Raw genomic sequence first — 26,661 nt, forward strand, 5'->3', positions numbered from 1 at the left:
CACCTGCCTCGCGCTGCGGCGATCGCCGCACGCTCACCCTGCGCGCGCGCCCACCCGCCCCGCCTTACCGCAACCTGACGGTCGTCGCCGGCCGCGATCGCGCCCGCTCGCGCCCGTCGCCGACGGTGACCGGAGGTAGTGAATCGGTGAGCCGCGCGCGCATTCGGCGCCCCGCGCCGCCCGAAACCGGCCTTCGCGAACCTGACGAAGCCGGCACCAACTCATTGATCGATAAAGGAAAACTGCTCCGTAAGGTTGCCGTAAGGCAGGCGCGCGAGGCGATCGCCAACCTGCGCGGCATCCGGACCGCGGGTGCCACGGCCGGAGACCGACACGCCGGCCGGCGTGCGGGGCCCGGGCACCACGCGCCGATCCGGCGATGCAGTCAGGAGTACCGTCATGTCCGATTCCGAGTATCCCTACCCCTGCGCCAGCGACACCGAGGATTCGCAGGACGACGTGGGTCCGCTCTCGCAATTCCGCCATGGCGCGCAGGACCGGCGCCTGCTCGAAGTCGCCCGCCTCGACGCCGGCATCATCGCCGCCAACAGCGACTTCGACGACAAGCCCTGGGGCCTGCTGTACCGCGCCCTGATCGATTCGATCGGGCTGTCGCCCGACGACTTCCAGCTGATGTACCCGTCGGTGCCGTGGGACTGGCCGCGCACCCAGGCCGGCTTCATCGCCGCGGCCCATTACGATTTCTGCTCGACCGCGCCGCAATGGAGCGCGATCGGCGCCTACGTGTCCAGCGGCGACGCGGTCCACCAGGCCTACCAGCAATTCCTCAACGTGATCCCGGCCCAGACCGACTACCGCAGCCTGCGCCAGCACCTGCATGACGCCGACGACGCGCTGGTGGTGGCGACCAATCACTACACCCTGGCCACCACCTCGGCCGCCTCGGCCTACGCCAATCAGGTCGACGATCACCGCCCGAGCTTCACCGAGTGGCTCGGCAGCCGCGGCGGCGCCGGCTATCAGACCCGCATCGTCGCGGCCGAAGTGGCGATGAACCAGGCGCAGAGCCATTACTCCGCGCTGGTCGCGCAGTGCGAATCGCCCGAACTCGGCCAGGCCCAGCTGCGCTGCAGCGACGAGGCGCACCAGGTCCGCTTCGCCGACCTCAACTTGATCAAGCTGCCGAAGGTCCACGACTGGAAGGTCGAACAGGACGCGGCGGACTGGGTCGCGAAGGTCCAGGCCGGCAATGGCCCCAGCGGCGTGACCCTGGGTTTCAGCAATCGCGAAGCGCCCTACGATTTCGGCCAGACCTGGGCCGGCCGCCGCAGCCGCATCCGCCAGCTGTTCTGGCAGGTACGCATCAACGGCCGCTGGGAGCGCATCGACGAATTCGAATTCGACAACAAGCTCGAGCTGTCGCTGGACTTCCAGGCCGTCGACCGCATCGGCATCCGCCCGGGCGGCTGGTACGACGGCGAATTCGCCCGCGGCATGATCGACGGCCCCTTCATCCACGGCTACAGCCCGTTCGGCGGCGACACCGTGGAGACGCGCGGCCAGCCGGTGTTCGGCGAGAAGGGCTTCTTCGGCCTGATCAAGAACGGCATGTGCGTGGGCTACAAGCCCTCATTCGCGATCCGCACCACCACCTCGACCTTCCGCCGATTCGCCGACCCGTTCCGCGCCGCCACCGGGCTGCGGATCGGACCGTTCACCTTCGAAGCCGAAGGCGGCAGCCTCGCCGCCGGCTGGAAAGCCGACCCGGCGACCCAGACCTTCACCGGCACCACCAGCAGCGAACGCGCTTTGATCATCGGCGCGACCGTGTCGGAGCTGCCGAACGGGCCGGTGTAAACCGACACCCGGGTGGCGCGTTCGGAAAGGACCCGAACTCGTACCACCTCGTTTCAGCGGTCCGGCCGATGCGTGTCCAGGGGACCTCCACGCGCATCGGCCGGAGTTCGCTCTGTATTCCAAGTCGAGCCCAGTGCGGCCGGCAACGCGCCTGGCTCGAGCAGGCGCGGCCCAGGCAGGCGCCACTCAAGCGGACTCGGCTCAAGCACGCCCAGCCCGACACGCTCAGTTCAAGCGCACCACGCCGTCGCAGTAATGACCCAGGCAATCACCGCGCGCGGTGTCGAGCACCAGCGCATTGCCGGGGTCGCCGCTGGGCCGCTCGACCCGTTCGGGCACCACGAACACCATCGGGCTCGTCTCGGCCATGCCCTTGGGCCACTTGAAGCTGCGCACCACGCGATAGCGCGGCAAGCCCGCCAGCATGCGCTCGGCGTCGGGCGCGAAACTCGCCGCCTGCGCGCGCGCCGCATCGGTCCACGCCTGCAGGTCGGCCGTGCCGGCGACTTTCAACGCGCCGCTGCGCCACGCCCATTCGATCCGGTCGATCGCACCGGCGCGCGAAACGCCGCGCTTCGCGTCGGCCTTCTTCGCCGCCGCCGCGGCCGTGCGCGTGGCCTGTCCGCCGGCCATCGGAAACGGCAAGCGCGCGACCTCCTGGATATCGCGCGGCACCGACAGATTGCGCAGGTCCATCGCGGTCGCGCGAGCGCGCGCTTCCAGCACCTCGAAGCGCAGCCGCCCCGGCGCGCCGGCCGCATCGGCGGCCGCCTCGATGGAGGCGAGCACGCTCTTCGCACCGCTCGCGTCGAACCGCTGGTCGGCCTCGATGGTCAACGCGCCCTGGGCCAGGTCCGGATCGTCGTACAGCCAGGTCCAGGCCAGCCCGCGCCAGGCGCCGTCGAACGACGGATTCATGCGCAAGGCATCGATGAACATCGCCCGCGCCGCGGCGCTGGCCTCGCGCAGATTGTCGGCTTGCTCAGGCGCGCCGTCGGCATCGCGCTGGACCTGGCGCATGTAGGCGCGCAAGCGCCATGCGCCGAGCTCGCGCGCGGCCATCGCCGAATTCGGATCGGCGCTGCGCGCGGCCTGCAGATAGCGTTCGGCCGGAACCTTTTCTCCCACCGGCCGCATCGCGACCGCCGCCTGCGCGACGCGCCGGTAACGCTGCATCGCGGTTTCGTAGCGCGCGCCGTCGGCGTCGGCCGGCGCGCGCTCCTTGCGCAGTTCGCCGAGCATCGCCAATTGCTGGCGAAAGAACGGATCGCCGCCGGCCGCGCTGCGCGCCGCGCCGCGCACCAGCCGTTCGGCCAGCGCGTCGTAGTCGGCCGCGGGCAGCGGCGGCGGCGGTTCGCCCCACTTCGCCGGCGCGGTGTTCGGCGCGTTCGCGGCGCGGCTCGTGCGCGACGGCGTCGATGTCGATGTCGATGTCGATGTCGGTTGACTGCGAGCGGGCGCCGCGCGTTCGGCGCGCTGCGGCGGCGAGCCGCGCGATGCCGGATAGGTCGCCGCCAGATACACCGCCAGTATCGTGGCCGCGATCATCGCGCGCTTGGTCAGATCGTCGTCGCCGTCCTCGCGTGCGCGCCACAGCACCGCGATCGTGCAGACCGCGCCGCCGACGGTCAGCGCGCCGCGGAACCAGCGCTCGCTCGGGCTGTGGCGCGAAGTCGAGACCAGGTAGCCGATGAAATCCATCAGCCACATCGGCATCGACATCAGCCACCCGGTCAGCGGCGCCAGGAAGATCACCACGAAGAACAGCAGCACCATCACCTTGATCAAGGCGAAGCGGGTCGGCGGCGAACGCAGCGGATGCCAGCGCGGAGGGCGGCCCTGCCAGCTCATCGGTTCTTGATCATCCGCGGCAGCACCACCAGGAACACGTAGCAGAACACCACGAAGCCGATGCCCATCAAGGTCAGCAGGATCTGGTTCATCCAGCCGTCCAGCGGCGAGGTGGCGGTGCTGCGCAGGCTGGCGTAATAGCCCTGCAGCAGATACGACAGCGCGGCGAACACCAGCGGCACCACCAGGATCATCGCCGCGCGCGCGGTCGCGACCAACCGCGAGGTCTGGATCCGGTAACCGCGCGCAGTCGAAGCGGCCGACGGCATTTGTTGCTGCGGCACCGAAGGCGGCAACGACGTCCGTGCGCCGAAGCGACGCGGCGCAGGTTGCGGCCGCGGCTGCGTCGCCTGCACCGTCGTGCGCATCACCGTCGCCCAGGCGCGCGGCATATCCTGCGGCTGGGTGGCCGGACGCGGCTTGGCCTTGCGCGCGGTCTTGCTGAGCAGGTCCAGGCGGATGCACGAAGCGCAGGGCTGACCGGCGTAATGCTGGTGCTCGCGATTGCGCGCGCACACCACCAGCCGCCCGCTCGAGGGCTGCGCATACGCGCGCAGCGCATCGCGCCATTCCGACGAGGGCGGACGCGCCGACGGCGTGTCGCCGAACGCGCGATCGAACAGGCCGCGCAGTTCCTGCGGCATGCTCGCGTGCGCGCTGACCGGACTGGGCGCCATGACCCGGTTCGCGCGCAGCCCGTAGGCATAGCAGCGTTCGCGGATGCGCCCGGGGATATCGGTCGGCACGCGATCCGACGACGGCTTGCCGCTGTAGGGATGGATGCCGAAGTTCAGCAACTGGAAGATCACCACCGCCAGGGCGAATCGGTCCTGGGTTTCCTCGCCGGCTTCGTCGAGCTTGTGCGCCTGGTACTCCGGCGCCAGGTAATCGGGCGTGTACTGCGGCGCCGAATAACGCCGGCCGCGGCCCTGGATGCTGAAACCGTCGCAGTCGAGCAGCGCGATGTACAGCGACGCGCGATAGAAGCGCAGGTTGACCGGCTTGAGATCGACCACGCAGTGATGCTGCTGATGCAGCGCCGCGAGCACCGCGGCGAGATTGGCCGCAAGCGTGATCTTGTGGCCCAGCCCGACCGGCAACCCGGCCGCGCGCGCCTGGCGTTCCTGCAGCACCTGTTCGAGTTCGGAGGTGGAGTCCACGTCCAGCGCCGGCATGGTGAAACCGGCGAACTTGCCGCGCTCGTCGCGCACCACCGCGTCGGGCCAGGCGATCTGCACGTAGCGCTTGCCGCCTTCGATCTGGTCGGGCAAATGCGGACGCAGGTCGAGCATGGCCTCGATGCGATCGGTGTAGCTCGGCGGATCGACCCGGGCGTGATAGATCTTCGCCACCGCGTTGGGATCGTCCGGCAACAGATACACGCTGCCGGCGCCGCCGCTCTTGATCAGATTGCCCAGGCGCGAGCGGCGCGAGCCGATCAAAATGGTCTGGCCGGTGACGGGGCTCATGCGCGCGCCCCCGTCCGCGGCACGCGGGTCCGGCGCGTGCGCACGCGCGAGTGCGAAACCGCGACGAACGCAGCGGCATCGACCGCGGCGATGGCGAGCGCGTCCGCCGCGACCACGCCGCTGACGACCTGGTAACGCATGGCGTCGTCGGGGCTCATGGCAACGTGCTCATGACGTCGGACTCAGCCCCGCAACGCGATCAGCAGGGTCTTGTCGTCGGAGGTGATGCCGTGCGTGCGCGGGTCGTCGAGCGTACCCAGCAGCGCGCGGCTGCCGTCGTCCTCGCCGACCGACGCCAGATAGCGCGCGACCGGTTCGATGAACGGCTTGAACAGGCCGGTATTGCCCTTGTCCATCGCGAACGGCATCGCGCCGTCGGACATCAGCGCCAGCCGCGCGGTCGGCGCGGTCACCGCGAGCACGCGCAGGTGCTGGCGCCAGGCGTCGCCGGTGACGAAATAGGTTTCGTTGGAATACTCGCCGTTTTCCGGCGCCGAGACCACGCTCGGTTGGTCCGCCGACGCCTCGCCCGCCGACACCGCTTCGGCCACGCCGATGCCGTCGCCGATATGGAAGAACCAGCCGCGCTGTCCGTCGCCGGCAAAACCGACCAAGGTCGCGGCATAACTCGACAGCGAGACCTTGGCCGCGTCGGCGATCTCGATCAACGCCGCGCGCGCGATCTGGATCGCTTCGCTCGCGCTCGCTTCGAATGCGTCTTCGTCGTCCAATCCGGCCGCACCGCTGCGCAACCGCTCGCTGAGCACGCGCGTCACCGTATCGGCGACCAGGCGCGAGCCCTCATCGCTGCGCGACGCCGAACCGGCGCCGTCGCAAACGACCGCGACCAGATGTTCGCCGTCGGCATGGAAGGCGAACGCGTCCTGGCAGGGAATGCCTTTGCCGACGTGCGAGGTTCCGGTCGCCGACGCGGCGTAGATGCGCCAAGCCATGGCCTGCGCCCCGCCGCTCAGGTCGGCACCGAGGACCAGGTGTCGGTGGACGGCAATTGCGCCTGTCCGCCCGGACGCGACTGCGACACCACCTGCATGCTCGCGCTCAGCCACAGGAACAGCTCGCGGAACTGCAGCCCCTGCAGGCGCTTGACGCCGCCCTCGCCCTTGCTGCTGAACTGGCCCATCACGCCGACCTGCGAACCGTCGCCGACCGCGATCGGGAAGATCGCGACCTTGTTGGCCTGCTCGGCTTCACGCGCGCGCTTGGCCGAGGCTTCCCAGGTATCGGTCGGCACGCCGTCGGACATCAGGAACAGCCACGGCCGGGTGTAGGCGATGCCGGCGGCCTTGAAGCGCTGCTTTTCGTTCTCGACCTCGGTCAGGGCCAGGTCGATCGCGCGACCGGTCGGCGTGGTGCCGTCGGCCTCCAGCACGGGCGCGGTGAAATCCATCGCGTCGCACCAGTCGCCGACCACCTCGGCGTGATCGAAACCGCCGTAGCGCACCACCAGCACGCGCACCCGCTTGGCCGCGATCACGTCGCTCTTGAGTTCGGTCTCCAGCAGCTTGAGCCCTTCGTTCAACTGCTGCACCGGCGGGCCCATCATGCTGCCCGAGCAGTCCAGCACCAGCACCAGCGGCGTGCGCTGTTCGGTGTTGTCGACCAGGGCTACGTCGGGGATCATCGGCTGATTCATGGCATTCCTTTGCGAAGGGATCGATTCGGCAGTATAGCCACAGCGACCACGGCGGGCACAGCGCGGCGGTTTTCGCCGTCGGCCGGCCCGCGGACGGGCGCGATGCGGCCGGTTTTACCGAGATTTCGCGCGCGTTCGCGGCCGCCCGCTGCCGCGCTGTCGCAGCGCCGTCTGACAGGGCGATCGCTGTGCATACGCCAGGTCGGCCACGCTCGTGTTCGAACGCGGCGGACGAGCGCCATCCTCTCGCGGCTCGGGGTCGCGTCTCGCGGCCGCGGGCCACATCCCGCGCCGCAGCCGCGACCGCCATCCCAGCGCACTGCGCAGGCGGCGCACAAGTCCGCGCACCGGTCCATAAGCGGTAACCGCACTGCCATCTGCGCGCAGCACGCTGCGGTGGCGGTTGCCCGCCGCTCCCCCAGCCCACCGCTTTCGAGCGGATTTACGCCCGGATTGTCATGACCGACTCGCACGATTCCCAACGCCGCAGCTTCCTGCGCGGCGCCGCCGGCGCTACCGCCGCCGGCCTGGCCCTCAACCTGTTCCCGCCCGCGATCCAGAAGGCGCTCGCGATCCCCGCCGCGCGCGTCAGCGGCACCATTCACGACGTCAAGCACGTGGTCATCCTGATGCAGGAGAACCGCTCGTTCGACCATTACTTCGGCGCGATGCGCGGCGTGCGCGGGTTCGGCGATCGCTTCCCGATCCCGCTGCCCAGCGGCAAGCCGGTGTGGCGACAGACCACCGCGCAAGGCCGCGAAATCCAGCCGTACCACATCGACACCAAGACCACGAGCGCGCAGCGCATCGGCGGCACCCCGCACACCTGGCCCGATGCGCAAGCGGCCTGGAACCAGGGCCTGATGGACAAGTGGCTGCCGGCCAAGACCGAACGCTCGCTCGGCCATTACCAAGAAGCCGACATCCCGTTCCAGTACGCGCTGGCCAACGCCTTCACCCTGTGCGATGCGTATCACTGCTCGCAGCTCACCGGCACCAATCCCAATCGCCTGTTCCTGTGGACCGGCACCAACAACCCGGCCGCCGATCGCGGTGGCCCGGCCATCGTCAACACCTTTGACGATTCCGGCCCGGCCAGCGAAGGCTATTTCTGGACCACCTACCCCGAGCGCCTGGAACAGGCCGGGGTGAGCTGGAAGCTGTACCAGGACATGGACGACAACTTCTCCGACAACCCGCTCGAAGGCTTCCGCCAGTTCCGCGCCGCCGCGCCGGGCTCGGCGCTGGCCGAAAAAGCGCTGAAAACCTGGACCCTGGACGATCTCGCCAGCGACGTGCGCAGCGGCCAGTTGCCGCAGGTGTCGTGGCTGGTCGCGCCGGCCAAGTACTCCGAACATCCCGGCCCGTCGGCGCCGATCTGGGGCGCGGACTACACCGCGCGCGTGCTCGAAGCGCTCACCGCCGACCCCGAGGTCTGGGCGCGCACGGTGCTGATCGTCAACTTCGACGAGAACGACGGGTTCTTCGACCACGTGCCGCCGCCGGCGCCGCCGTCGTTCGATGCCGATCACCGGCTGATCGGCGGTTCGACCGTGGACCTGCGCGGCGAACACCACATCGCGCGCAGCGGCCCCTCGCACGGCAGTTCCAGCGATCCGGCGATCTACTACGACCGTCCCTACGGCCTGGGCCCGCGCGTGCCGATGTACGTGATCTCGCCGTGGAGCCGCGGCGGCTGGATCAATTCGCAGGTGTTCGACCACACCTCGGTGATCCGCTTTCTGGAAAAACGCTTCGGCGTGGCCGAGCCCAACATCAGCGCGTGGCGACGCGCGGTATGCGGCGACCTGACCACCGCGTTCAACTTCCACGATCCCAATCACGAACCGATCCCGTCGCTGCCGGAAATCGGCGACGCCGACCGCATCGTCGCCGAACAAAGCCGCCTGCCCGCGCCGAAACCGCCCGCGGTCGCGAGCGCGCCGCAGCAGCAACCCGGCATCAAACCCTCGCGCGCGTTGCCCTACGACCTGCAGGTCGGCGAACGCTTCGATCGCGAAACGCGACGGTTGCGCCTGAGCTTTAGCAACACCGGCCGCGTCGCGGCGGTGTTCCATGTCTACGATCTGCTCGCGCCCACCGCGATCCCGCGCCGCTACACGGTCGAGGCGGGCAAGACGCTGCACGGCGACTGGACGCTGCAGCGAGACGGCGCCCGCGCCTATGCGCTGCAGGTGTTCGCGCCGAACGGATTCTTCCGCGAATTCCGCGGTTCGTTCGGCGGCGCCAACCCGACCGTGACCACCGTGCCCGACCTGCGCCTGCGTCGTCGCAAGCTGATCCTGGCGCTGCGCAACCCCGCGTTCAAGCCTCTGCGCCTGAACCTCGCCGACCAGTACGGCCTGTACGAACCGCGCCTGGAGCGCCTGGGCCCGGCCGCGGTGCATTACCGCCCGATCAAGCTCGACGAAAGCCAGCAGTGGTACGACTTCGTGCTGACCGACGCGAACGACCCGGAGTATTACCGTCGCCTGGCCGGACGCATGGAGACCGGCGAGCACGGCATTACCGATCCGGGATTGATCTGAGGTGGGAGCGGCGTCAGTCGCGACCGCATGACGACCTCGCAATCGCGTCGTCGTTGCCATAGCGCGGTCGCGGCTCGCGCCGCTCCTACACAAAGCAATCAGTCACGTGCCGATACGCACGCATCGGCCACCCCCTGTAGGAGCGGCGCAAGCCGCGACCGCGAAAACACAACTACGTCGCCACCTCGAATTCGCGCAAACGGCCCAAGCCGCCACGCAGCCAATCACATCGAATCCTGCGGCTCCACGATCACCGCGTCTTCCGGCACCCGCGCGCACGCGGCTTTCGACACGAAGGCTTCCCAACGCCAGAACCCCCACGCCACCGCGGTCAACGCTGAGGCGGCGATCGCCAGGTGCAATGCGCTGTCGCTGAGCAACGGCGAGATCACCCCGGCCAGCAGCGCGTTGACCACCAGCCCGGCGAAGGCCTGCAACGACGAGGCCGAGCCGCGCTGATGCGGGTACATGTCGAGGATCGACAAGGTCACGATCGGAAACACCAGGGCGATGCCGAACGCGCCGATGCACATCGGGATCACCGCCCACGGCACCTGCGGCTGCGAGGTCCACAGGTTGTAGCCCAGGTTGATCGCCAGGGCGAGCGCGCAGAAACCGAAGCCGATGTTGACCAGGCGATCGCCGCCGATCTTGCCGGCGGCGCGGCCGGACACGAACGAGCCGAGCACCATGCCGCCGATGGTCGGCACGAAGAACCAGGCGAACTGGCGCTCGTTGAGCTTGAGGATGTCGAGCACGAACGCCGGCGCCGAGGCGATGTAGAGGAACAGCGCGCCGAAGTTGAACGCGCCGGCCGCGGTCAGGCGCTGGAAACGCGGGTTGAGGAAAATCGCAACGTAATCGCGCAGCAGCCGCCTGGGCTTGAGCGCCAGCCGCGCCTGCGGCGGGTGGGTTTCCGGCAGCAGCACGATCACCGCCGCCAGCAACAGCACCGAGAAACCGACCAGGAACCAGAAGATCGCCGGCCAGTGCGCCCAACCGAGAATCCAGCCGCCGATGATCGGTGCGATCGCCGGCGCGATGCCGAAGATCATCATCACCTGGCTCATCAGCCGCTGCGCGTCGTCGCCGTGCAGCACATCGCGGATCACCGCGCGGCCGACGATCAGGCCAACACCGGCAGACAAACCTTGGATCGCGCGAAAGAAAAGCAAAGTAGGCAGATCGGTAGAGAGCGCGCACGCCACCGAAGCCAGCGTAAACACCCCCAAACCACCAATAATCACCCGGCGCCGCCCGATCGCATCCGACAGCGGCCCATGCACGATGCTCATCAACGCATACGCGACCAGGTATACGCTGATGGTCTGCTGCATCTGCAGCTTGTCCGCGCCCAATTCGGCGCCCATCGCCGGAAACGCCGGGAAGATGGTGTCGATCGAGAACGGCCCGAACATCGCCAGGCCGCCCAGCAACAGCGCAAGGCGACGGATCGACAACGGTGCCTTGGCCGAAGCGTTCATCAGCTGGCCGCGCCCGAGGCCCGGGAGTCGATCGACACTTCGTCCGGCGGGCCCTTGAGTTCGACCAGATTGCCTTCCGGGTCGAACAAGTATTGCGAAGGACCCTCGCCCTCGGCGCCATAGCGCGAACCGAACTCGCCGATGCGCACGCCATGCGCATCCAGATGAGCCACGATCGCCTCGCGGTCGAACGGCTGCGCGCGCAGGCACAGGTGATCCATGTTGCGGCCCTCCTCGCCCGGCGCGGCGCCGCCCATGCGGCCGATCTTGCCGTCGACGTCGACCAGGTCGATCAGCGAGGCGCCGGCGCGCAACTGCACTAGCCCGATCGGGTCCTGGCGGCGCTCGATGGTGCAGCCGAGCACCTCGCAGTAGAAGGCGACCATCGCGGCGGTGTCGCGCACGCGCAGCACCACGTGATCGAGTTGCATCAGCTGGAACGGTCGCGCGCTCATGTCGGGCGTCGGAGGGCTTGGGGGAGACTTCACAGTCTACAACCGCGCGGGTGCGCGATCGGGTGGGAAGTTGTTTTGATTTGTCGATTGGTGGTTGTCGGTTGTCGATTGGTGGGGGCGGGCGTCCATTGCCGTGCCTCCATCGCCGTGCTGACGACTGCCTCGCCGACGACGTCAGCAAGTCGTAACTCACACCTACGTCATTCCTCCTACTCGTCATTCCCGCGAAGGCGGGAATCCAGAGACTTCAGCGTCATCTTTCCAGTTTGTAACTCGCACCTCCATCGATCTCCCTACCGTCATTCCCGCGAACGCGGGAATCCAGAGGCTTCAGCGTCATCTTTCCAGGTCGTAACTCGCACCTGCGTCGCTCTCTCCTACCGTCATTCCCGCGAACGCGGGAATCCAGCGACTTTCGTGCGAGAACGCTTGAAGTCACTGGATTCCCGCGTTCGCGGGAATGACGAACTGAAAGATTCGCGCCTGTAGCAGGGATTCGTACCCACGCGACGGCTTTCATATCCCGCGCCGTCGTCGCGGCTTCTTCGACCCGCCCCAAACCCGCCCCAACCCATTCGACCACCCCAACCCCCTCGCCCATCCCCATCCCTGAACCCGCCCCAGCCCCTGCCCCCCAGCCCCATCCCCGGCTATAATCGCCAGCTTGAAACACCCGGTGGGAGAAGCGGCCCGGCCCTCAAGCCTGGACCCGCTGCCGAAGGCGCAACGCCCGTAATCGCTCAGGCCCCATACCGCCGCGTGTACAAACTCTGGAGAGACCGACCACCCGAGCTACAACGGGCGGAACCGGCGCCGAAGGGGCACGAAGCCAGCGCGGAACGGAGCGGCCCCCAACGGCCATCCCTCCCCAGCCGTCACACCGCAGCCTGACCGCAGCGGCGCTTCCAAACTCTCAGGCAAAAGGACAGAGGGGCGCCTCGCGTGCGGCACCGCACGCTGCCTACGGACGCCCCCTGCCCATGACGAACGTATCCCTGCGCGACCTCGAGCACCACGACGCCTTCATCGCGCGCCATATCGGCCCCAACGACGCCGAAATCGGCCACATGCTGGGCAAGGTCGGCTACGACTCGCTCGAAGCGCTGACCGATGCGATCGTGCCCGGCTCGATCAAGTCGACCCAGCCGCTGGCCCTGCCGGCCGCGATCAGCGAAGTAGAAGCGCTGGCCAAGATCCGCGCCATCGCCACCCAGAACAAGGTCTTCCGCAGCTTCATCGGCCGCGGTTACTACGGCACCCACACCCCCAACGTCATCCTGCGCAACATCCTGGAGAACCCGGCGTGGTACACGGCCTACACGCCGTACCAGGCGGAAATCTCGCAGGGCCGCATGGAAGCGCTGATCAACTTCCAGACCATGGTCGCCGACCTGACCGGGATGGAGATCGCCAACGCGTCCCTGCTCGACGAAGGCACCGCCGCGGCCGAAGCGATGACCCTGGCCAAGCGTTCGGCCAAGTCCAAGTCCGACACCTTCTTTGTTTCGAAAAACATCCACCCGCAGACGCTCGAAGTGCTGCGCACCCGCGCCGAACCGCTCGAGATCAAGCTGCACATCGCCGACGACGCGCAAGCGCTGACCGTCGACGCGTTCGGCGCGCTGCTGCAATACCCCGATACCTTCGGCGGCGTCCACGACTACCAGGCCGTGTCCGACGCGGTGCATGCGCGCGGCGGCATCGTCGCGATCGCCAGCGACCTGCTCGCGCTGACCCTGCTCAAGGCGCCGGGCGAATTCGGCGCCGACATCGTGGTCGGCAACACCCAGCGCTTCGGCGTGCCGTTCGGTTTCGGCGGCCCGCATGCCGGCTTCATGGCCTGCCGCGACGCGTTCAAGCGTTCGATGCCGGGCCGTCTGATCGGCGTGTCGGTCGACACCGACGGCAAGCCCGCCTACCGCCTGACCCTGCAGACCCGCGAGCAGCACATCCGCCGCGAGAAGGCGACGTCGAACATCTGCACCGCGCAGGTGCTGCTCGCGGTCATGGCCAGCATGTACGCGGTCTATCACGGCCCCGACGGCCTGACCCGCATCGCCCGCCGCGTGCATCGCCAGGCCGCGATCCTCGCCGCAGCGCTGCGCGGCGCCGGCGTCACCGTCGCCGACGGCTTCTTCGACACCCTGCACGTCAGCGGCATCGACGCGAATGCGATCCACGCCAAGGCGCGCGCCGCCGGCATCAACCTGCGCCCGATCGACGCCGCCAGCCTGAGCCTGAGCCTGGACGAAACCGTCGCCCGCGACGATCTGACCGCATTGGCCGGCCTGTTCGGCGCCAGCCTCGACATCGACGCGCTCGACGCGTCCACCGCCGACGCGATTCCGTCCGCGCTGGCGCGCAAGTCCGCGTTCCTGCAGCACCCGGTGTTCAACACCCACCACAGCGAACACGAACTGCTGCGCTACATGCGCTCGCTGGCCGACAAGGACCTGGCCATGGATCGCACCATGATCCCGCTGGGCAGCTGCACGATGAAGCTCAACGCCACCGCCGAGATGATTCCGGTGACCTGGCCCGAGTTCGGCAACATCCATCCGCTCGCCCCGGCCGAACAGACCACCGGCTACACCCAGCTGATCGAAGAACTCGAAGCGATGCTGGTGGAATGCACCGGCTACGACGCGGTCAGCCTGCAGCCCAACTCCGGCGCGCAGGGCGAATACGCCGGCCTGCTGGCGATCCGCGCCTATCACCGCTCGCGCGGCGAAGGCCATCGCGACATCTGCCTGATCCCCGACTCGGCCCACGGCACCAACCCGGCCTCGGCGCAGATGTGCGGCATGACTGTCGTCGTCACCAAGACCGACGCCAACGGCAACGTCGACGTCGCCGACATCCAGCGCGCGGCGGAGAAATACAGCGACCGCCTCGCCGCGATCATGATGACCTACCCGTCCACGCACGGCGTGTTCGAGGAAGAAGTGGTCGAGATCTGCGAGATCATCCACAAGCACGGCGGCCAGGTGTACACCGACGGCGCCAACATGAACGCCCTGGTCGGCGTGGCCAAGCCCGGCAAGTGGGGCTCGGACGTGTCGCACCTCAACCTGCACAAGACCTTCTGCATCCCGCACGGCGGCGGCGGCCCCGGTGTCGGCCCGTGCGCGGTCAAGTCGCACCTCGCGCCGTTCCTGCCCAAGACCGTCGACGGCGAAGGCGTGGTCGGCATGGTCAGCGCGGCGAGCTTCGGCTCGGCGAGCATCCTGCCGATCTCGTGGATGTACATCACCCTGATGGGCACCCAGGGCCTGCGCAAGGCGACGCAAGTCGCGCTGCTCAACGCCAACTACATCGCCAAGCGCCTGGAACCGCACTACGAAACGCTGTACACCGGCCGCAACGGCCTGGTCGCGCACGAATGCATCCTCGACCTGCGCCCGCTCAAGGACGCCACCGGCATCAGCGCCGAGGACGTGGCCAAGCGCCTGATCGACTTCGGCTTCCACGCCCCGACCCTGAGCTTCCCGGTCGCCGGCACCTTGATGGTCGAGCCGACCGAGAGCGAATCGCAGCACGAGCTGGACCGTTTCATCGACGCGATGATCCAGATCCGCGACGAAATCCGCGCGGTCGAAGACGGCCGCCTGGACCGCGAGGACAATCCGCTCAAGCACGCCCCGCACACGGCGACGCAAGTCACCGCGAGCGAGTGGACCCATGCTTACCCGCGCGAACTGGCCGCCTTCCCGCTGCCGTCGCTGAAGCTGCAGAAGTACTGGCCGCCGGTGTCGCGCGTGGACAACGTCTACGGCGACAAGAACGTCATGTGCGCGTGCATTCCGATCGATGCGTACAAGGAAGAGGAAGCCGAGGCGTAAACGGCTTCGTCCCGACCTCGATGCAGGCAAAAGGGCTTCGCGGATGCGAAGCCCTTTTGCTTTGCGTTGCCTCATGCGAGCCGCGCACAGACCTCGGCGCTGTCGGGACAGTGGAACCGCTACCCAAGGCGCCGATTCTGCGGTGGGCCGGACATCGGCATTTCGCCGCGAGCGAAAAACGGATCCCGACGAGCGACCACGCTCGCGACGCGCTCGCCTTCACATTCGAAGCTAGCACCATGGAGGCCGCGCGCCCTGCCCCCGTCGTCCGGCGCACCCCGACTGTGCAGCGTTTGATTCACGCTGATCGATACGGTCACGAGATTTTCGCGCGCTTGAAAGTCGCTATTGAAAACCATGTCGTGCGCGAAGCCATCGAATTAATGCCTACGCGGTTTTCGCCTCGAGCGTGCGGACCGTCACTAGCGATCGAGGCCTCCAATCACGCTCCGATTAGTACCGAGCCTATTAAAAACGGCCAACGAACTAAGACGCCTAAATCGGCCAATAGATTAAAAACGCGGATCGACCGCGACCGACACATATCCGCACGCGTCGCGTGCGCGCAAACAAAACACCTCGCATACCCGAAACATCGCGCGACCCAATCCTCAGTTCACATGAGTCTGCGGTTGCATTAACCGCACACGCGTATTCGCGCCCTCGCTTTGTCGCCGCTTGTCACGTTATTGGCGAGTGCGAAGCGATAAAAGTGGTGTGCCACGGACTCACCGAAAGTCACACGAAACTGCCGCGCGATTTCCGCGCAAGTATTTCAAGAACCGAAAAACAGGGGGAAACTCATGGCCGCAACCGCGAGCCTTCCCAAGGCTTTGCTCTGCGTTATCGCCGTTGTCCTGATTGCGCTGGCATGGAAGCCCTGGCAAAAGGACCAGTCCGCCTACCCGCGCGACACGCCGACACCCGCGAGTGTCTCGGCGCCTGTGGAGGCATCGAAAGACGCCGTCGTCGCCGAAACCGCACCGGTCATGACCACGGCGATGCGCGATCAGGCCGTGGCGGCCGAGCATACCCGCAGCGCCGCGGCGCAGGCGCAACCGCCTCGCACCTATGTCGGGCCGGACGGCAAGCCACACGAGATCGTCTACAACCAAGGACTGAACCTGTCGCCCGGCGCGCGCGAACAGCTCAAGCGCGAGTTGCTGGCGCAGATGCGCAAACACCCCGAGTCGGTGTCGCGTATCTATCAGATCAGCCCGGCCGATATCGCCGCCGTCCTCGCCGGCACCAAGGCCTTCCCCGAGAAGTTGCTCGATCAGTAAACGGACTTGAGATTCGACGGCGAACAGCCCTCGAAGACCAACCGTGCGTCAGCCCGGATGCGACCCCACCGATGCGTCCGGTTCGGAACGACCACCCATGGGCAAGCGCTCATGACCTTTATGGACGAGAGGGTTCCTATCATGAAAGCCTATAAATACTGCTTGTTGGCGGCGGCCTTGTGCTGCTCGAATGCGTTGGCGCAGACCAGCGACGGTTACGGCACCTCGCTGCGGATACCGCTCGTGGTCAACAGTTCGTCGTATGCCTCCACCTTGTTCGTACGCAACGGCGGCGACGCCGAAGCCAGCGTCAAGGTCACCTACTACGGCGCGCCGGGCACGCCGTTCGCCGGCCCGCGTCCGTGCTCGACGCTGACCGTCGCCGCCGGCGCGGTGGCGAGCAGCGACCTGGCGACACTGTGCTCGGTCCCGGTCAGCGCGACCAGCAACTACGGCCAGCTCGCACTGGAAGAACAGAGTGCGGCGAACGTGGCGATCTCGGGGTATTCCCGTGTTCAATCGGTGGCCGGACAAGGCTTCTCGGTGGAAGCGTTCAAGGTCGGCTCGCTGAGCGGCGGCGCGACCACCTCCGCGGTCGCCGGCCTGCGCCGTCAGGCCGCCGCGCCGGGCTACCAGAGCAACTGCTTCATCAGCGCGCTCGGCGAACCGGTGTCGGTGAGCTGGTCGCTGCGCACCGGAGCCGGCGCGCCGCTCGGCAGCCCGCAGGTCAGCAACCTCAGCGCCAACGAAACCATCCGCTATCTCGACGTGTTCAACGTGGTCGGCGCGGCCGCGGGCGATTACTCCAACGTCCAGGCGGTGTTCACCGAATCCACCGCCAGCACCAACCCGGGCTATGTGGCCTTCTGCACCACGCAGGACAACACCTATTTCGGCGGCGATTTCCGCATCGCCAAGGAAATCGACCCGTCCGATCAGCGCTCCAAGAAAGTCGGCGTGTCCCTGGACAGCTCGCTCGGCGTCCTGCTCGGCCTGGCCAGCGGCCAGGATCAATTCGGCCTGTACCTGCAGCATCCCGACTGGGTGCAGTGCCGAATCAACGGCACCGCCGCCAACCAGCTGGAAATGCGCCTGGAAGACCCGCAGGGCAACGTCGTCGCCGGCGGCAACAACGTCAGCTCGTTCCAGAAGGTCTACCTGGGCGAACGCAGCACCCGCAACGACGGCGCGCACGGCCTGTGGAAGCTCAAGGTCGAAACCCGCAACCTGCTGAGCCTGCCGGTGAACTACGGCCTGACCTGCGAGTCGGGCAACGGCTCCAACCCGCCGCTGTTCGTCAATCACTCGGTCATCGAAGAGTTCTGAGTAACGCCTGTCCATGGCCTGCAAAAACGGTTCCGTCCGACTCGCGGACGGAACCGTTTCCGGTTCAGCGCCGGCGCACGCTCAGGACGAAACTGAGCAAGGCGAACAGCGCTTCGGCGAAGGTGATCGCCACACGCCAGGCCAGCGCCAGCATGGCGGCATTGGCCGCGCCGAACAGCGGACTCAGGCACCAGAACAAACCCGCCTCGCGCACGCCCAGGCCTGCCGGCACGAACAACGCGGCGACGCCGGCGAGGCCGGCGAAACACAACGCGGCCGACAGGCGAACGACATCCAGTCGCAGCCCGAACGATGCAGCCAGCACCGCGAACGCGCCGCACATCGCCACGTAGCCCGCCAACTGCAACAGCCACACCCATCGCATCGTAGCTGCGGCCGGACGTTCGGCGATGCCGATGCGAATGCTCGGCGGCAGGCGATCCATGACCGGATCGGGCAGGCGTCTGAGCATCGCGATCCAGGTCAACGCCACGGCGGCAAGCAGGAAAGCGCCCTGAAAGCCCACGCCCAATCGGGGCGACAACGCCGCCGGCGCGGCGGCCGCGGCGATCAAGGCGCTGATGCCGAGCGACAACAGCTGCTCGCGCACGAACAACACGAAGGCGCTGCGCGCGCCGCGATCGTGCGCATACAACGCCCCTCTCGCCACGCCCTGCCAGATCTTGCCGGGCAGGTACTTGGCCAACAGGCTCTGTCCCCAGCGCAATTGATCGCCGAGCAATCGGTCCGGCACCACCCGTCCATGCACGCATACATGCCAGGCCAGGCCCAGCAACAATTGCATGATCAAACACAGGCCCACCACCGCGATGACATCGCGCGCCTGCAGTTGCCGCCACAACGGCCACCACTGTTCCTGCCGCGACCACGCCTGCGATGCGACCAGACCCAGCGCCAGCAGGCCCAGCACCCATCCCAGGCTGCGAGCCAAGGGCCGCGCGAACTTAGACCAACGCATCCAGGCGCTCGGCATAACGCTGCCCCATCCGTTGCCACGAACAATGTTCGACCGCGTAGGCGCGCGCGGCTTCGCCCTTCGCACGCAGGCCGTCGCGATCGGCGAGCAGGTCGACGATCGCCGCGGCCCAGGCCTCGGCGTCCTGCTCCGGCAGCCGCCGGCCCAGGTCGGGATGCGCGATGGCGTCGCGCAATCCTTCCAGATCGGCGGCCAATACATAGCGCCGGCTCATGGCCGCTTCCAGCGCGACCAGCCCGAAACCTTCCGGATCGCCGTCGACCCGGATGTTCGGCATCAGCAGCAGATCGCATTGCGCAAGCCGTTGCGCCTTGCTCGCCTCGTCGACATCGCCCCACAGCCGCACGCAATCCTCCAGGCCGGCGCGTCGTATCGCCTGTGCGATCGCCGCGCGCTCGGGACCATCGCCTACGATATCCAGGCGCACCGACGCTCGCGCTGCGCACACGCGCGGCATCACGTTGTGTACGAACCACAACGCGCCCTTGCGCCGAACCAGCCGCCCGAGGATCAGCAAGGCGGGCGACGAATCGTCTCCACCGCCGATTTCCGGTATCGGCGACTCGCTCGCACCGGGATGGATCAATGCACATCGCGACTCATCCACGCCGCGAGCGATCACCGCATCGAGCACGAACCGGCTGATGCAGATGTACGCATCCATGCGACCGAGGAAAAAACGCCGCAGATACCATTGGTACAGCCGATTCGGATAGGTCACATCCAGACCGTGGACCACCACCGCCACCGGCACCCCGGCCCAGCGCGCGGGCACCGCCAGCAGCGACAGCACCGGATCGCCGAGCAGCAACACCCGGACCCGGCCGCGCAGCAGGCCCCAGCCCAGACGCAGCAACGAAGCGAGCACGAACACCGGCAATCCCCACGGCCCGGCGCGCCAGCGCAGCAGCGTCAGCGGCCGCAGGGCGCTCAGTTCGGTCGCGATGCGATGACTCAACTGCTGCATGCCCCCGCGCGACGGCGGAAACTTGCGGGTGATGTACCAGATCGACTTCAAGGCATATGCCGCCATTCCGCGCGCCGCCGGCTCAGCTGTTGCTCCTCCAGCAACCGGCGGTTCACCACCAGCTGATTCGCCAGCAGTCCCACCGCGCCGCCGATCGCGCCGGCCAGCACCGCCGTCGCGGCCAGAATCAACGACTGGATGTGGCCGTCGCCGCGACCGTGAAGGTATTCGAACAGGAAGCTCGCGCCGATCCCAAGGCCCAGCAAGGCCGCCAGGCCCGACGGCACCAGGAAGAATTCCAGCGGCCGGTAGATCAGGAACGAGCGCAGGATCGTCAGAATCGAGCGGGCGATGTACTCGGGCACGCTGCGGATCAGCCGCGACGGCCTCGTGGGTGGATTGACCTCGACCGCAACGCCCTTGATCCGCACGCCGGTCTGGCCGGCCTGGATCAAGGTTTCCAATGTATAGGTGTAACGCGAATAGACGTTGACCCGCATCGCCGCGTCGCGGCTGTAGGCACGAAAACCGCTGGTGGCGTCCTCGATGTCGACGCCCGATACCGCCCGCACCACCCGGCTGCCCAGGCGCTGCAGGCGTTTCTTCCACCAAGGAAAGTGGCCGATGCGCTCGATCGGCCGGCAGCCGACCACGATGTCGGCGCGGCCGGCCACGATCTCGGCGACCATGCGCGGAATCGCCGACGCATCGTACTGATTGTCGCCGTCGACGTTGACGATGACATCCGCGCCGCGACGGCACGCCGCTTCCAGGCCGGCCGAAAACGCATGCGCCAGCCCGCGATTGCCCGCAAAGCGCAACACGGCATGCGCCCCGTGGTCGAGTGCGACTTGCGTGGTCTCATCGGTCGAGCCATCGTCGATGACCAGCCACTCCACCGATTGCACGCCGCCGATGAACGAGGGCAGCGCGGCAAGCGTGTCCGGCAACTGTCCGGCTTCGTCGCGGCAAGGAATCTGGATGACCACCTTGATCGGTCTGCGCGCCGTTTTCTCGCATCCGATCGCCACCGGCTCGGACAGCACCGCGTTGCCGGCATGACGAACCGCGATGTCTTGCGTGCGAAACGATCTGCGAGCGTTCATCGTTCGACCTCCTATCCGATTCCATGGCGAAGACCTCGCCTTGCATCCGCCGGCGGGCGAACGCGTTTCGATCTACGTCCCGTTCCTGCGGACGCAGCCTGCGCGGCGGCCTAGCGACCGATCTGGACCACTGTCCAATCGCTGATCTCTTCACGGGTGCCGTGGGCCGGCTCGCCCATCGAGGTGACCCGGCGCAGGCGCCGGATCTGCAATTTCGCCACCTCGACCGAATCGGCGCGGCCGAGATCCAGCCCGGCGGCAGACACCACTCGGCAACCGTGCATCGGCGCGGCGCACACCGCGTTCCATTGCGAACCCGCGACCGGCGCGACCGGTACCACCCGCGCGCCGAATCCGCTGATCAACGCGCTCGCCAACGGGCCGGCCGCGACGACATAGCTGACCTGATCGCGCGGCAGCTGCGCGGCGATCGCCGCGACCTGCGCGACCATCCCGGCATCCTCGCGCAGCAACAAGGTGTCGCGCTGCGACCACAGCAGATTCGCGCCGAGCGCCAGGCTGACCACGGCCACCGCGGCGTAGGCATACGGCGTGCGCCAACGCCGCGAAAGGGCCGCGCAGCCGAGCGCGGCGAACACGACGAAAGCCGGAAACACCGCCGGCGCCCAACGTCGCGCGGCCCAAATATGGTCGGGCGAGACCATCGGTTTCCACAGATAGACCAAGGTGGGCACCAGCAGGAACACCAGCGCCCAGGCCCTGACCGAGCCGGGCGTCCCGCGCCATGCCCACGCTGCCGCGAACGCCGCGCCGATGCCCGCGGCGATCGCCACCGGCAGCGACAGGTACGCGGCGACATTGACCAGGCTCGCTTCGCGATAGTCGCGCAGCCCGTTCAACTGCGGCACCAGCTTCGACTCGATCAAGGCATACGGCTGCAGATGCGGGCGCATCCACATCGCGTAGACGAACAGCGCCACCATCGCCAGCGCGACCGGCCATGCGCCGCGTTCGGCGAACCTTGCCGGAATGCGCAACGCGGCGTTGGCCTGCATGCAGCGTGCAAGGCAGGCGCACAGCGCGGTCGCGATGATCGCGCCCAGCACCATGTCGGCCAGGCCGACCAGATAGGGCTGCACGAAAACGAGAAAATAGCCGAGCGCCAGCGCGGTGACCGCCGCGCAACCGAAGGCGATTTCCTGCAGTGCCGGATTGAACCGACCGGCTCGCCGGCCGCGATCGATCGCCACCGCCGCCAGCCAGGCCGCAACGATCGCCAGCGGGAAAATGACCGCGTCGATGCGCACGAAACCGGCCATGCCGATCAATGCGCCGGCAGTAACACCAAGCGTGCGCGAACGCCTGGTCAAAGCGATCATCGCCAGCAGTGCGCCGTTGAGCGCGAACCAGCTGCAGAACGGCTCGCTCAGGCTGTTCCTGGAAATCCACACCTGCGCCGGCTGCAACGCGTACACCACCAACGCGGCGATGGCCCACATGCGCTGCGACGGTTTCAATATGCGCCGGGTCAAGGCGAAGAACGCCAGACAGTTGAGCACGCCGACGATCGCATTGAAGCGGAATATTCCCTGCGAACCGAGCGACGATCCGAGCATCGCCATCCACACCGGGGTGGCCGCCGAAAACTGGAACGTCCAGCGCCCCCGGGTGGGATAGATGCCCGGCAATTCCGGCGCGCGACCGCGCTCGATCGCAAGGATGGCGGGATCATCGGCGATGCCGAGCGCGCGCAGATCGACGGCCGACCCACCGGTGCGCAACAGATGCAGCGCGTGCTGGGCATAGATGCCTTCGTCGCGTTCGCCGAGCAGGCTTTCCTTGGGAAAGAAGGCGTACAAGGCGCCGGCGACCATCACGATCGCGGCGACGGCGACGATGCCCAGCGGTTTCGCGCGCGGCGTTGCGTGCATTCGTATCCGGCTCGCGAGCCCGATCCACGGTCGCTCCCGCCAGCACCACACGCCGGCCAGCAACCAACCCGCGATGCCGATCCACAACGGCGAAAACAATCCGGCCAATGCCAACGCGACCATCGCCAGCGTCGCCACGGCACTGCCCACGCACAGCACGATGAGCGCATGGGAACGAAGATCCCGGGTTTCATGTCCGATCGAGGCGAGCGTCCATGCCCCTAGCGGATACACCGCCAACCACACGCCAAGCTTCGCCAGCGCTCCCAGATAATCCATTGAAAGCCCTCAATAGAGGTCCGAGTCTACGTGGCGTTCAGCTGATTAACTGCACAACTCGTCAAGCTTCAAGGTGGATTTATTGTGTAGCTGCGGCGAGCGCTGAATTCATGAATTCGCGCACATAATCGTTGCTTATCGCGTCGTAAATACCAGCGGAAACCGCTCGATTCGGCATCGCCGCCACAAAACGGATTGTCGGCCGAAAACCGGACACGCGTCGATGCAGTTCGAACGAAACAACACGTCGCGATGGCGGCGCGCTGTCGCCATGGCGCGAACGATCAGCGCCGGTGATCGATGCGAATCACGACCACGCCGTCGCCAGTTGTCAGCCGACGATCATCGCTTCGCGCGCGAGGACGATTTTTTCTTCGCCGTCACGGCGGCGGCGCGTTGCTCGACCCGCCCCGACAGCAGCAACTCGATCGCGAGCCCGGCGTCGGCGGGATCGACGCGCTGGTCGCTGATCACGTCGGCGTAGATGAAGGATTCGGCCAGGCGCACCACCAGATAGGCCAGGGTGTCGATGTTCAACGGCAACTCGAGCGCGCCGCGTTCGCTTTCGAACTGCAACAGGCCGCGCACCTTGTCGATCACCCGCGCCTGCAGCGGGCCGTGCTTGGAGGTCATCAGCCGCAGGGCGAATTCGGCGTCGAGCTCGATAAAACGGCGCAGCGGGCGGTAACGCAGCATCGCCCGGATCGCGTACTCGCAGGTCGCCGCGATGCGCTGGGCGCCGCGTCCGTGCGAGGCGGCCGCGGCCTGATCGAGCAAGGGTTCGCACAGCGACCAGATCACCTCGCCGAGCAATTGCTCGCGGCTGCCGACCCAGCGGAACGCGGTGGCCCGGCCGATGCCCAACTGCGCGGCCAGCGCGCCGATATCGAGCCGTTCGCCGTCGACCCAGCCCCGCCTCGCCAGCCGGAACAGGTCCAGCGGAGTGATCCGCGGCGCGCTCCGCTCGCGCAGGGCCTGGCCCAGGCGGGTCAAGGCGGCCGGTTTCGAAGCGGCCGATTTCGATGGAGCCGACTTCGACAAGGCCGATTTCGCTGCGGATCTGGGCATCGCGGCAGCTTAGTCGAATCCATAACTTGACGCCATATGAGTCGTATCGCATAAATGACTCATCCCAAGCCGGACCGCCGCCATGAGCTCCAGCCCTTTAATCGACCGCCGCCACCTCGATTTCATGCTGTACGAATTGCTGCGGGTCGACACCCTGACCGCTTATTCGCGCTACGCCGAGCACAGCCGCGAAACCTTCGACGCGGCAATCGAACTGGCGCACCAGCTCGCGGTCAGCAAGTTCCTGCCGCACAACCGCAAGAGCGACCTGCACGAGCCGCATATGGTCGACGGCAAGGTCGAACTGATCCCGGAGATCGGCGAAGGCCTGCGCGCCTTCAACGAAGCCGGCTTCATGGCGGTGCTGGCCGACTACGACGATGGCGGCATGCAACTGCCGTTCGTGATCGGCGCGGTGTGCGACTGCATGTTCTCGGCGGCCAATCCGTCGACGGTGGCGTACCCGGCCTTGGCGCGCGGCGCGGCCAACCTGCTCGAAGCCTACGGCGACGAGCAGCAGAAGCGTTTGTACATGAAGCCGATCGTCGACGGTCGCTACTACGGCACCATGTGCCTGTCCGAACCGCAGGCCGGCTCCTCGCTGGCCGACATCAAGACCATCGCCGAGCCGCAGGCCGACGGCAGTTATCGCCTCAGCGGCGCGAAGATGTGGATCTCGGCCGGCGATCATGAGCTGGGCGAGAACATCGTGCATCTGGTGCTGGCGAAGATCCCGGGCGGTCCGGCCGGCGTGCGCGGCATCAGTCTGTTCATCGTGCCGCGCTGGCGCGTGGACGACGACGGCACGCGCACGCAACGCAACGACGTGCGCCTGGCCGGGCTCAATCACAAGATGGGCCAGCGCGGCAGCGTCAACACCTTCCTGAAGTTCGGCGAGGCCGGCGATTGCCACGGCTATCTGGTCGGCGAACCGCACCAGGGCCTGAGTTACATGTTCCACATGATGAACGAGGAACGCATCGGCGTCGGCCTGGGCGCGGTGCAGCAAGGCAGCATGGCCTACCTGTATTCCTTGCAGTACGCGCGCGAGCGGCGTCAGGGCCGGCATCCCGACCAGAAGGATCCTGGCTCCGCGCCGGTGGCGTTGATCGAACACGCCGATGTGCGGCGCATGCTGTTGCAGCAAAAGTGCTGGGTCGAAGGCGCGCAAGCGCTGGGGTTCTACACCGCGCTGCTCGTCGACCAGGGCCGCGATCCGGACGAGACCGTACGCAACGAAAGCCATCTGCTATTGGACTTGCTCACGCCGATCATCAAGGCCTGGGGCTCGGATTATTCGCTCAAGGCCAACGAACTGGCGATCCAGATTCTCGGCGGCTACGGCTATACCCGCGAGTATCCGGTCGAGCAGTGCTACCGCGACAATCGCATCAACCCGATCCATGAGGGCACCAACGGCATCCAGGCGCTGGACCTGCTCGGGCGCAAGGCGATGATGCACAACGGTGCGGCGTTGAAGTTGTTGCTGCGGGAGATCGGTTCGACCTGCGCCGATGCGGGCTCGCTGCCGGAGTTGGCCGCGTTGGCTGCGCAGTTGCAGGCCGGAGCGACGTTGGCCGGGGAGACGACGATGGCGGTGGGTCAGCGCATGGCGGCGGGTGAGGTTCGGTTGGCGTTGGCCAATGCGGCGCATTACATGACCTTGCTGGGTCATCTGACGATTGCGTGGCTGTGGTTGCGTCAGGCGGCGATTGCGCAGCGGGCGCTTGCCGGGGCCGGGGACGCCGATACGGCGTTTTATCTGGGCAAGTTGCAGGCTTGTCGGTTTTTCTTTGCCACTGAGTTGCCGCAGATTGAGTTGGCGGCTCGGTTGGTGGGTGGGGCTGAGCCTAGTGCCTATGAGATGCAGGCGGATTGGTTTTGATTGTTGATCATGGCGTTGCGCGGGTTGTAGCGCTGGCTTGTTCGGTTTTTTTTTGAGAGCAAGGTCAACAGCTTCCACCGCTGAAGCAGCGGGTTACTTTCTTTTGTCAAAAGCGACAAAAGAAAGGTAACCAAAGAAAAACGCTTTTCTTTGAATCAAGTGCCCGCAAGTTCGGAGCAGACGCGGGCATGCGCCACACGGGACATCCTGTCCCGGTGGCGCACGGCGCACATCCATGTGCGCCGCCCTCCGGGTGTGCTGTTGTTCTCGCAAGTCAGCGGCCTCGCAGCGCTGGATGAACTGCGCGTATCCAGACCCGAGCGAAAACCGCATGGCCTCCCTGTAGGAGCGGCGCAAGCCGCGACCGCGGGAACACAACTACGTCGAAAACTACGAGGTGGCCGTAGTCGCGCGGTCGCGGCTTGCGCCGCTCCTACAGGGAGGCCATATGGCTTTCGCCTCATTTCAATCGTCGCGCCCAACGCTGCGAGGCCGCTGACTCGCGTTAGCAAAAGCACACCCGGAGGGCGACGCGCATGGATGCGCGTCGCGCGCCACCGGGACATGGATGTCCCGTGTGGCGCGTGCCCGCGTCAGCTCCGCACTTGCGGGCCCTTGATCCACAAAAAAGCGTTTTTCTTTGGTTACCTTTCTTTTGTCGCTTTTGACAAAAGAAAGTAACTCGGCCGCTTGCGGACGAAAGCCGTTGATCTTGCCTCTAAAAACAACCGCAAAT

The 26,661-nt window shown here is 66.9% G+C and carries 19 protein-coding genes and 1 riboswitch; of the genes, 6 read left to right on the plus strand and 13 right to left on the minus strand.

Features of this window, described 5'->3' with window-relative positions:
- Positions 1 to 221 precede the first annotated feature (221 nt).
- Positions 222 to 401 carry a hypothetical protein gene (locus KME82_RS17065; RefSeq protein ID WP_215495109.1) on the minus strand — a complete coding sequence of 60 codons (180 nt, stop codon included), beginning with the start codon at positions 399 to 401 and terminating at the stop codon, positions 222 to 224.
- On the opposite strand from KME82_RS17065, the gene KME82_RS17070 reads away from it, so the two are divergent.
- Positions 400 to 1,818, plus strand: a complete 1,419-nt coding sequence (locus tag KME82_RS17070; RefSeq protein WP_215495110.1) for a hypothetical protein — start codon at positions 400 to 402, stop codon at positions 1,816 to 1,818. The two genes, KME82_RS17065 and KME82_RS17070, sit on opposite strands and share 2 nt — an antisense overlap.
- A 225-nt stretch (positions 1,819 to 2,043) precedes the next feature.
- Here the strand turns inward: KME82_RS17070 and KME82_RS17075 are convergent, their stop codons facing one another.
- The 5 genes from KME82_RS17075 to KME82_RS17095 are packed head-to-tail and all read right to left on the minus strand — an operon-like array spanning position 2,044 to position 6,792.
- Complete coding sequence (locus tag KME82_RS17075) at positions 2,044 to 3,669, minus strand: hypothetical protein (RefSeq protein WP_215495111.1); 1,626 nt, start codon at positions 3,667 to 3,669, stop codon at positions 2,044 to 2,046.
- Positions 3,666 to 5,138 (minus strand): hypothetical protein, encoded by a 1,473-nt coding sequence (locus KME82_RS17080; RefSeq protein ID WP_215495112.1) that lies wholly within the window; start codon positions 5,136 to 5,138, stop codon positions 3,666 to 3,668. The genes KME82_RS17075 and KME82_RS17080 overlap by 4 nt, the downstream gene beginning before the upstream one ends.
- The gene (locus tag KME82_RS17085; RefSeq protein WP_215495113.1) at positions 5,135 to 5,296 is read right to left on the minus strand and encodes a hypothetical protein; all 162 of its coding nucleotides are present in this window, start codon (positions 5,294 to 5,296) and stop codon (positions 5,135 to 5,137) included. The genes KME82_RS17080 and KME82_RS17085 overlap by 4 nt, the downstream gene beginning before the upstream one ends.
- A 24-nt stretch (positions 5,297 to 5,320) precedes the next feature.
- Positions 5,321 to 6,091: a PP2C family serine/threonine-protein phosphatase gene (locus KME82_RS17090; RefSeq protein ID WP_215495114.1), complete on the minus strand. Its 771-nt coding sequence runs from the start codon at positions 6,089 to 6,091 to the stop codon at positions 5,321 to 5,323.
- Between the two features lie 17 nt (positions 6,092 to 6,108).
- On the minus strand, positions 6,109 to 6,792 hold the full coding sequence (locus tag KME82_RS17095; protein ID WP_215495115.1) for a vWA domain-containing protein: 684 nt from the start codon (positions 6,790 to 6,792) through the stop codon (positions 6,109 to 6,111).
- A gap of 458 nt (positions 6,793 to 7,250) precedes the next feature.
- Between KME82_RS17095 and KME82_RS17100 the strand changes: the two genes are divergently transcribed.
- Positions 7,251 to 9,341 carry a phosphocholine-specific phospholipase C gene (locus tag KME82_RS17100; RefSeq protein WP_215495116.1) on the plus strand — a complete coding sequence of 697 codons (2,091 nt, stop codon included), beginning with the start codon at positions 7,251 to 7,253 and terminating at the stop codon, positions 9,339 to 9,341.
- Between the two features lie 224 nt (positions 9,342 to 9,565).
- Here the strand turns inward: KME82_RS17100 and KME82_RS17105 are convergent, their stop codons facing one another.
- Positions 9,566 to 10,825: a multidrug effflux MFS transporter gene (locus KME82_RS17105; RefSeq protein ID WP_215495117.1), complete on the minus strand. Its 1,260-nt coding sequence runs from the start codon at positions 10,823 to 10,825 to the stop codon at positions 9,566 to 9,568.
- Positions 10,825 to 11,280 (minus strand): VOC family protein, encoded by a 456-nt coding sequence (locus tag KME82_RS17110; protein ID WP_215495118.1) that lies wholly within the window; start codon positions 11,278 to 11,280, stop codon positions 10,825 to 10,827. The genes KME82_RS17105 and KME82_RS17110 overlap by 1 nt, the downstream gene beginning before the upstream one ends.
- Before the next feature lie 667 nt (positions 11,281 to 11,947).
- Positions 11,948 to 12,045, plus strand: a riboswitch (glycine riboswitch).
- A 215-nt stretch (positions 12,046 to 12,260) separates the two neighbouring features.
- Between KME82_RS17110 and gcvP the strand changes: the two genes are divergently transcribed.
- The 3 genes from gcvP (at position 12,261) to KME82_RS17125 (ending at position 17,731) form a co-directional block, all read left to right on the plus strand.
- The gene (gene gcvP, locus KME82_RS17115; RefSeq protein ID WP_215495119.1) at positions 12,261 to 15,122 is read left to right on the plus strand and encodes an aminomethyl-transferring glycine dehydrogenase; all 2,862 of its coding nucleotides are present in this window, start codon (positions 12,261 to 12,263) and stop codon (positions 15,120 to 15,122) included.
- Between the two features lie 803 nt (positions 15,123 to 15,925).
- Entirely contained in the window at positions 15,926 to 16,405 is a 480-nt protein-coding gene (locus tag KME82_RS17120; protein WP_215495120.1) for a putative porin, read from the plus strand.
- Positions 16,406 to 16,546: 141 nt separating this feature from the next.
- Entirely contained in the window at positions 16,547 to 17,731 is a 1,185-nt protein-coding gene (locus KME82_RS17125) for a hypothetical protein (protein ID WP_215495121.1), read from the plus strand.
- Between the two features lie 64 nt (positions 17,732 to 17,795).
- Here the strand turns inward: KME82_RS17125 and KME82_RS17130 are convergent, their stop codons facing one another.
- The 5 genes from KME82_RS17130 to KME82_RS17150 form a co-directional block, all read right to left on the minus strand.
- Positions 17,796 to 18,710, minus strand: coding sequence for a lysylphosphatidylglycerol synthase domain-containing protein (locus KME82_RS17130; RefSeq protein ID WP_215495122.1), 915 nt, complete (start codon positions 18,708 to 18,710; stop codon positions 17,796 to 17,798).
- Positions 18,697 to 19,761, minus strand: coding sequence for a glycosyltransferase family 4 protein (locus KME82_RS17135; protein ID WP_215495123.1), 1,065 nt, complete (start codon positions 19,759 to 19,761; stop codon positions 18,697 to 18,699). Before KME82_RS17135 ends, KME82_RS17130 begins: the two co-directional genes overlap by 14 nt.
- Positions 19,743 to 20,801 carry a glycosyltransferase family 2 protein gene (locus KME82_RS17140; RefSeq protein WP_252255384.1) on the minus strand — a complete coding sequence of 353 codons (1,059 nt, stop codon included), beginning with the start codon at positions 20,799 to 20,801 and terminating at the stop codon, positions 19,743 to 19,745. The genes KME82_RS17135 and KME82_RS17140 overlap by 19 nt, the downstream gene beginning before the upstream one ends.
- A 110-nt stretch (positions 20,802 to 20,911) precedes the next feature.
- Positions 20,912 to 22,972: a hypothetical protein gene (locus KME82_RS17145; protein WP_215495124.1), complete on the minus strand. Its 2,061-nt coding sequence runs from the start codon at positions 22,970 to 22,972 to the stop codon at positions 20,912 to 20,914.
- Positions 22,973 to 23,314: 342 nt separating this feature from the next.
- A complete protein-coding gene (locus KME82_RS17150) occupies positions 23,315 to 23,965 on the minus strand; it encodes a QsdR family transcriptional regulator (protein WP_215495125.1) in 651 nt (216 codons plus the stop codon).
- Between the two features lie 157 nt (positions 23,966 to 24,122).
- Between KME82_RS17150 and KME82_RS17155 the strand changes: the two genes are divergently transcribed.
- Positions 24,123 to 25,925, plus strand: coding sequence for an acyl-CoA dehydrogenase (locus KME82_RS17155; RefSeq protein WP_215495126.1), 1,803 nt, complete (start codon positions 24,123 to 24,125; stop codon positions 25,923 to 25,925).
- Positions 25,926 to 26,661 lie beyond the last annotated feature (736 nt).

It is taken from the genome of Lysobacter capsici (assembly GCF_018732085.1).
Taxonomy (GTDB): Bacteria; Pseudomonadota; Gammaproteobacteria; order Xanthomonadales; family Xanthomonadaceae; genus Lysobacter; species Lysobacter capsici_A.

Excerpts from the sequence above, each read along its gene's own strand:
- gcvP (WP_215495119.1), top strand. The coding sequence starts at position 12,261 with ATGACGAACGTATCCCTGCGCGACCTCGAGCACCACGACGCCTTCATC.
- KME82_RS17120 (WP_215495120.1), top strand. The coding sequence starts at position 15,926 with ATGGCCGCAACCGCGAGCCTTCCCAAGGCTTTGCTCTGCGTTATCGCC.
- KME82_RS17125 (WP_215495121.1), top strand. The coding sequence starts at position 16,547 with ATGAAAGCCTATAAATACTGCTTGTTGGCGGCGGCCTTGTGCTGCTCG.
- KME82_RS17130 (WP_215495122.1), bottom strand. The coding sequence starts at position 18,710 with ATGCGTTGGTCTAAGTTCGCGCGGCCCTTGGCTCGCAGCCTGGGATGG.
- KME82_RS17140 (WP_252255384.1), bottom strand. The coding sequence starts at position 20,801 with ATGAACGCTCGCAGATCGTTTCGCACGCAAGACATCGCGGTTCGTCAT.
- KME82_RS17065 (WP_215495109.1), bottom strand. The coding sequence starts at position 401 with ATGACGGTACTCCTGACTGCATCGCCGGATCGGCGCGTGGTGCCCGGG.
- KME82_RS17090 (WP_215495114.1), bottom strand. The coding sequence starts at position 6,091 with ATGGCTTGGCGCATCTACGCCGCGTCGGCGACCGGAACCTCGCACGTC.
- KME82_RS17070 (WP_215495110.1), top strand. The coding sequence starts at position 400 with ATGTCCGATTCCGAGTATCCCTACCCCTGCGCCAGCGACACCGAGGAT.
- KME82_RS17100 (WP_215495116.1), top strand. The coding sequence starts at position 7,251 with ATGACCGACTCGCACGATTCCCAACGCCGCAGCTTCCTGCGCGGCGCC.
- KME82_RS17110 (WP_215495118.1), bottom strand. The coding sequence starts at position 11,280 with ATGAGCGCGCGACCGTTCCAGCTGATGCAACTCGATCACGTGGTGCTG.
- KME82_RS17075 (WP_215495111.1), bottom strand. The coding sequence starts at position 3,669 with ATGAGCTGGCAGGGCCGCCCTCCGCGCTGGCATCCGCTGCGTTCGCCG.
- KME82_RS17085 (WP_215495113.1), bottom strand. The coding sequence starts at position 5,296 with ATGAGCCCCGACGACGCCATGCGTTACCAGGTCGTCAGCGGCGTGGTC.
- KME82_RS17080 (WP_215495112.1), bottom strand. The coding sequence starts at position 5,138 with ATGAGCCCCGTCACCGGCCAGACCATTTTGATCGGCTCGCGCCGCTCG.
- KME82_RS17095 (WP_215495115.1), bottom strand. The coding sequence starts at position 6,792 with ATGAATCAGCCGATGATCCCCGACGTAGCCCTGGTCGACAACACCGAA.
- KME82_RS17155 (WP_215495126.1), top strand. The coding sequence starts at position 24,123 with ATGAGCTCCAGCCCTTTAATCGACCGCCGCCACCTCGATTTCATGCTG.
- KME82_RS17135 (WP_215495123.1), bottom strand. The coding sequence starts at position 19,761 with ATGGCGGCATATGCCTTGAAGTCGATCTGGTACATCACCCGCAAGTTT.
- KME82_RS17105 (WP_215495117.1), bottom strand. The coding sequence starts at position 10,825 with ATGAACGCTTCGGCCAAGGCACCGTTGTCGATCCGTCGCCTTGCGCTG.
- KME82_RS17145 (WP_215495124.1), bottom strand. The coding sequence starts at position 22,972 with ATGGATTATCTGGGAGCGCTGGCGAAGCTTGGCGTGTGGTTGGCGGTG.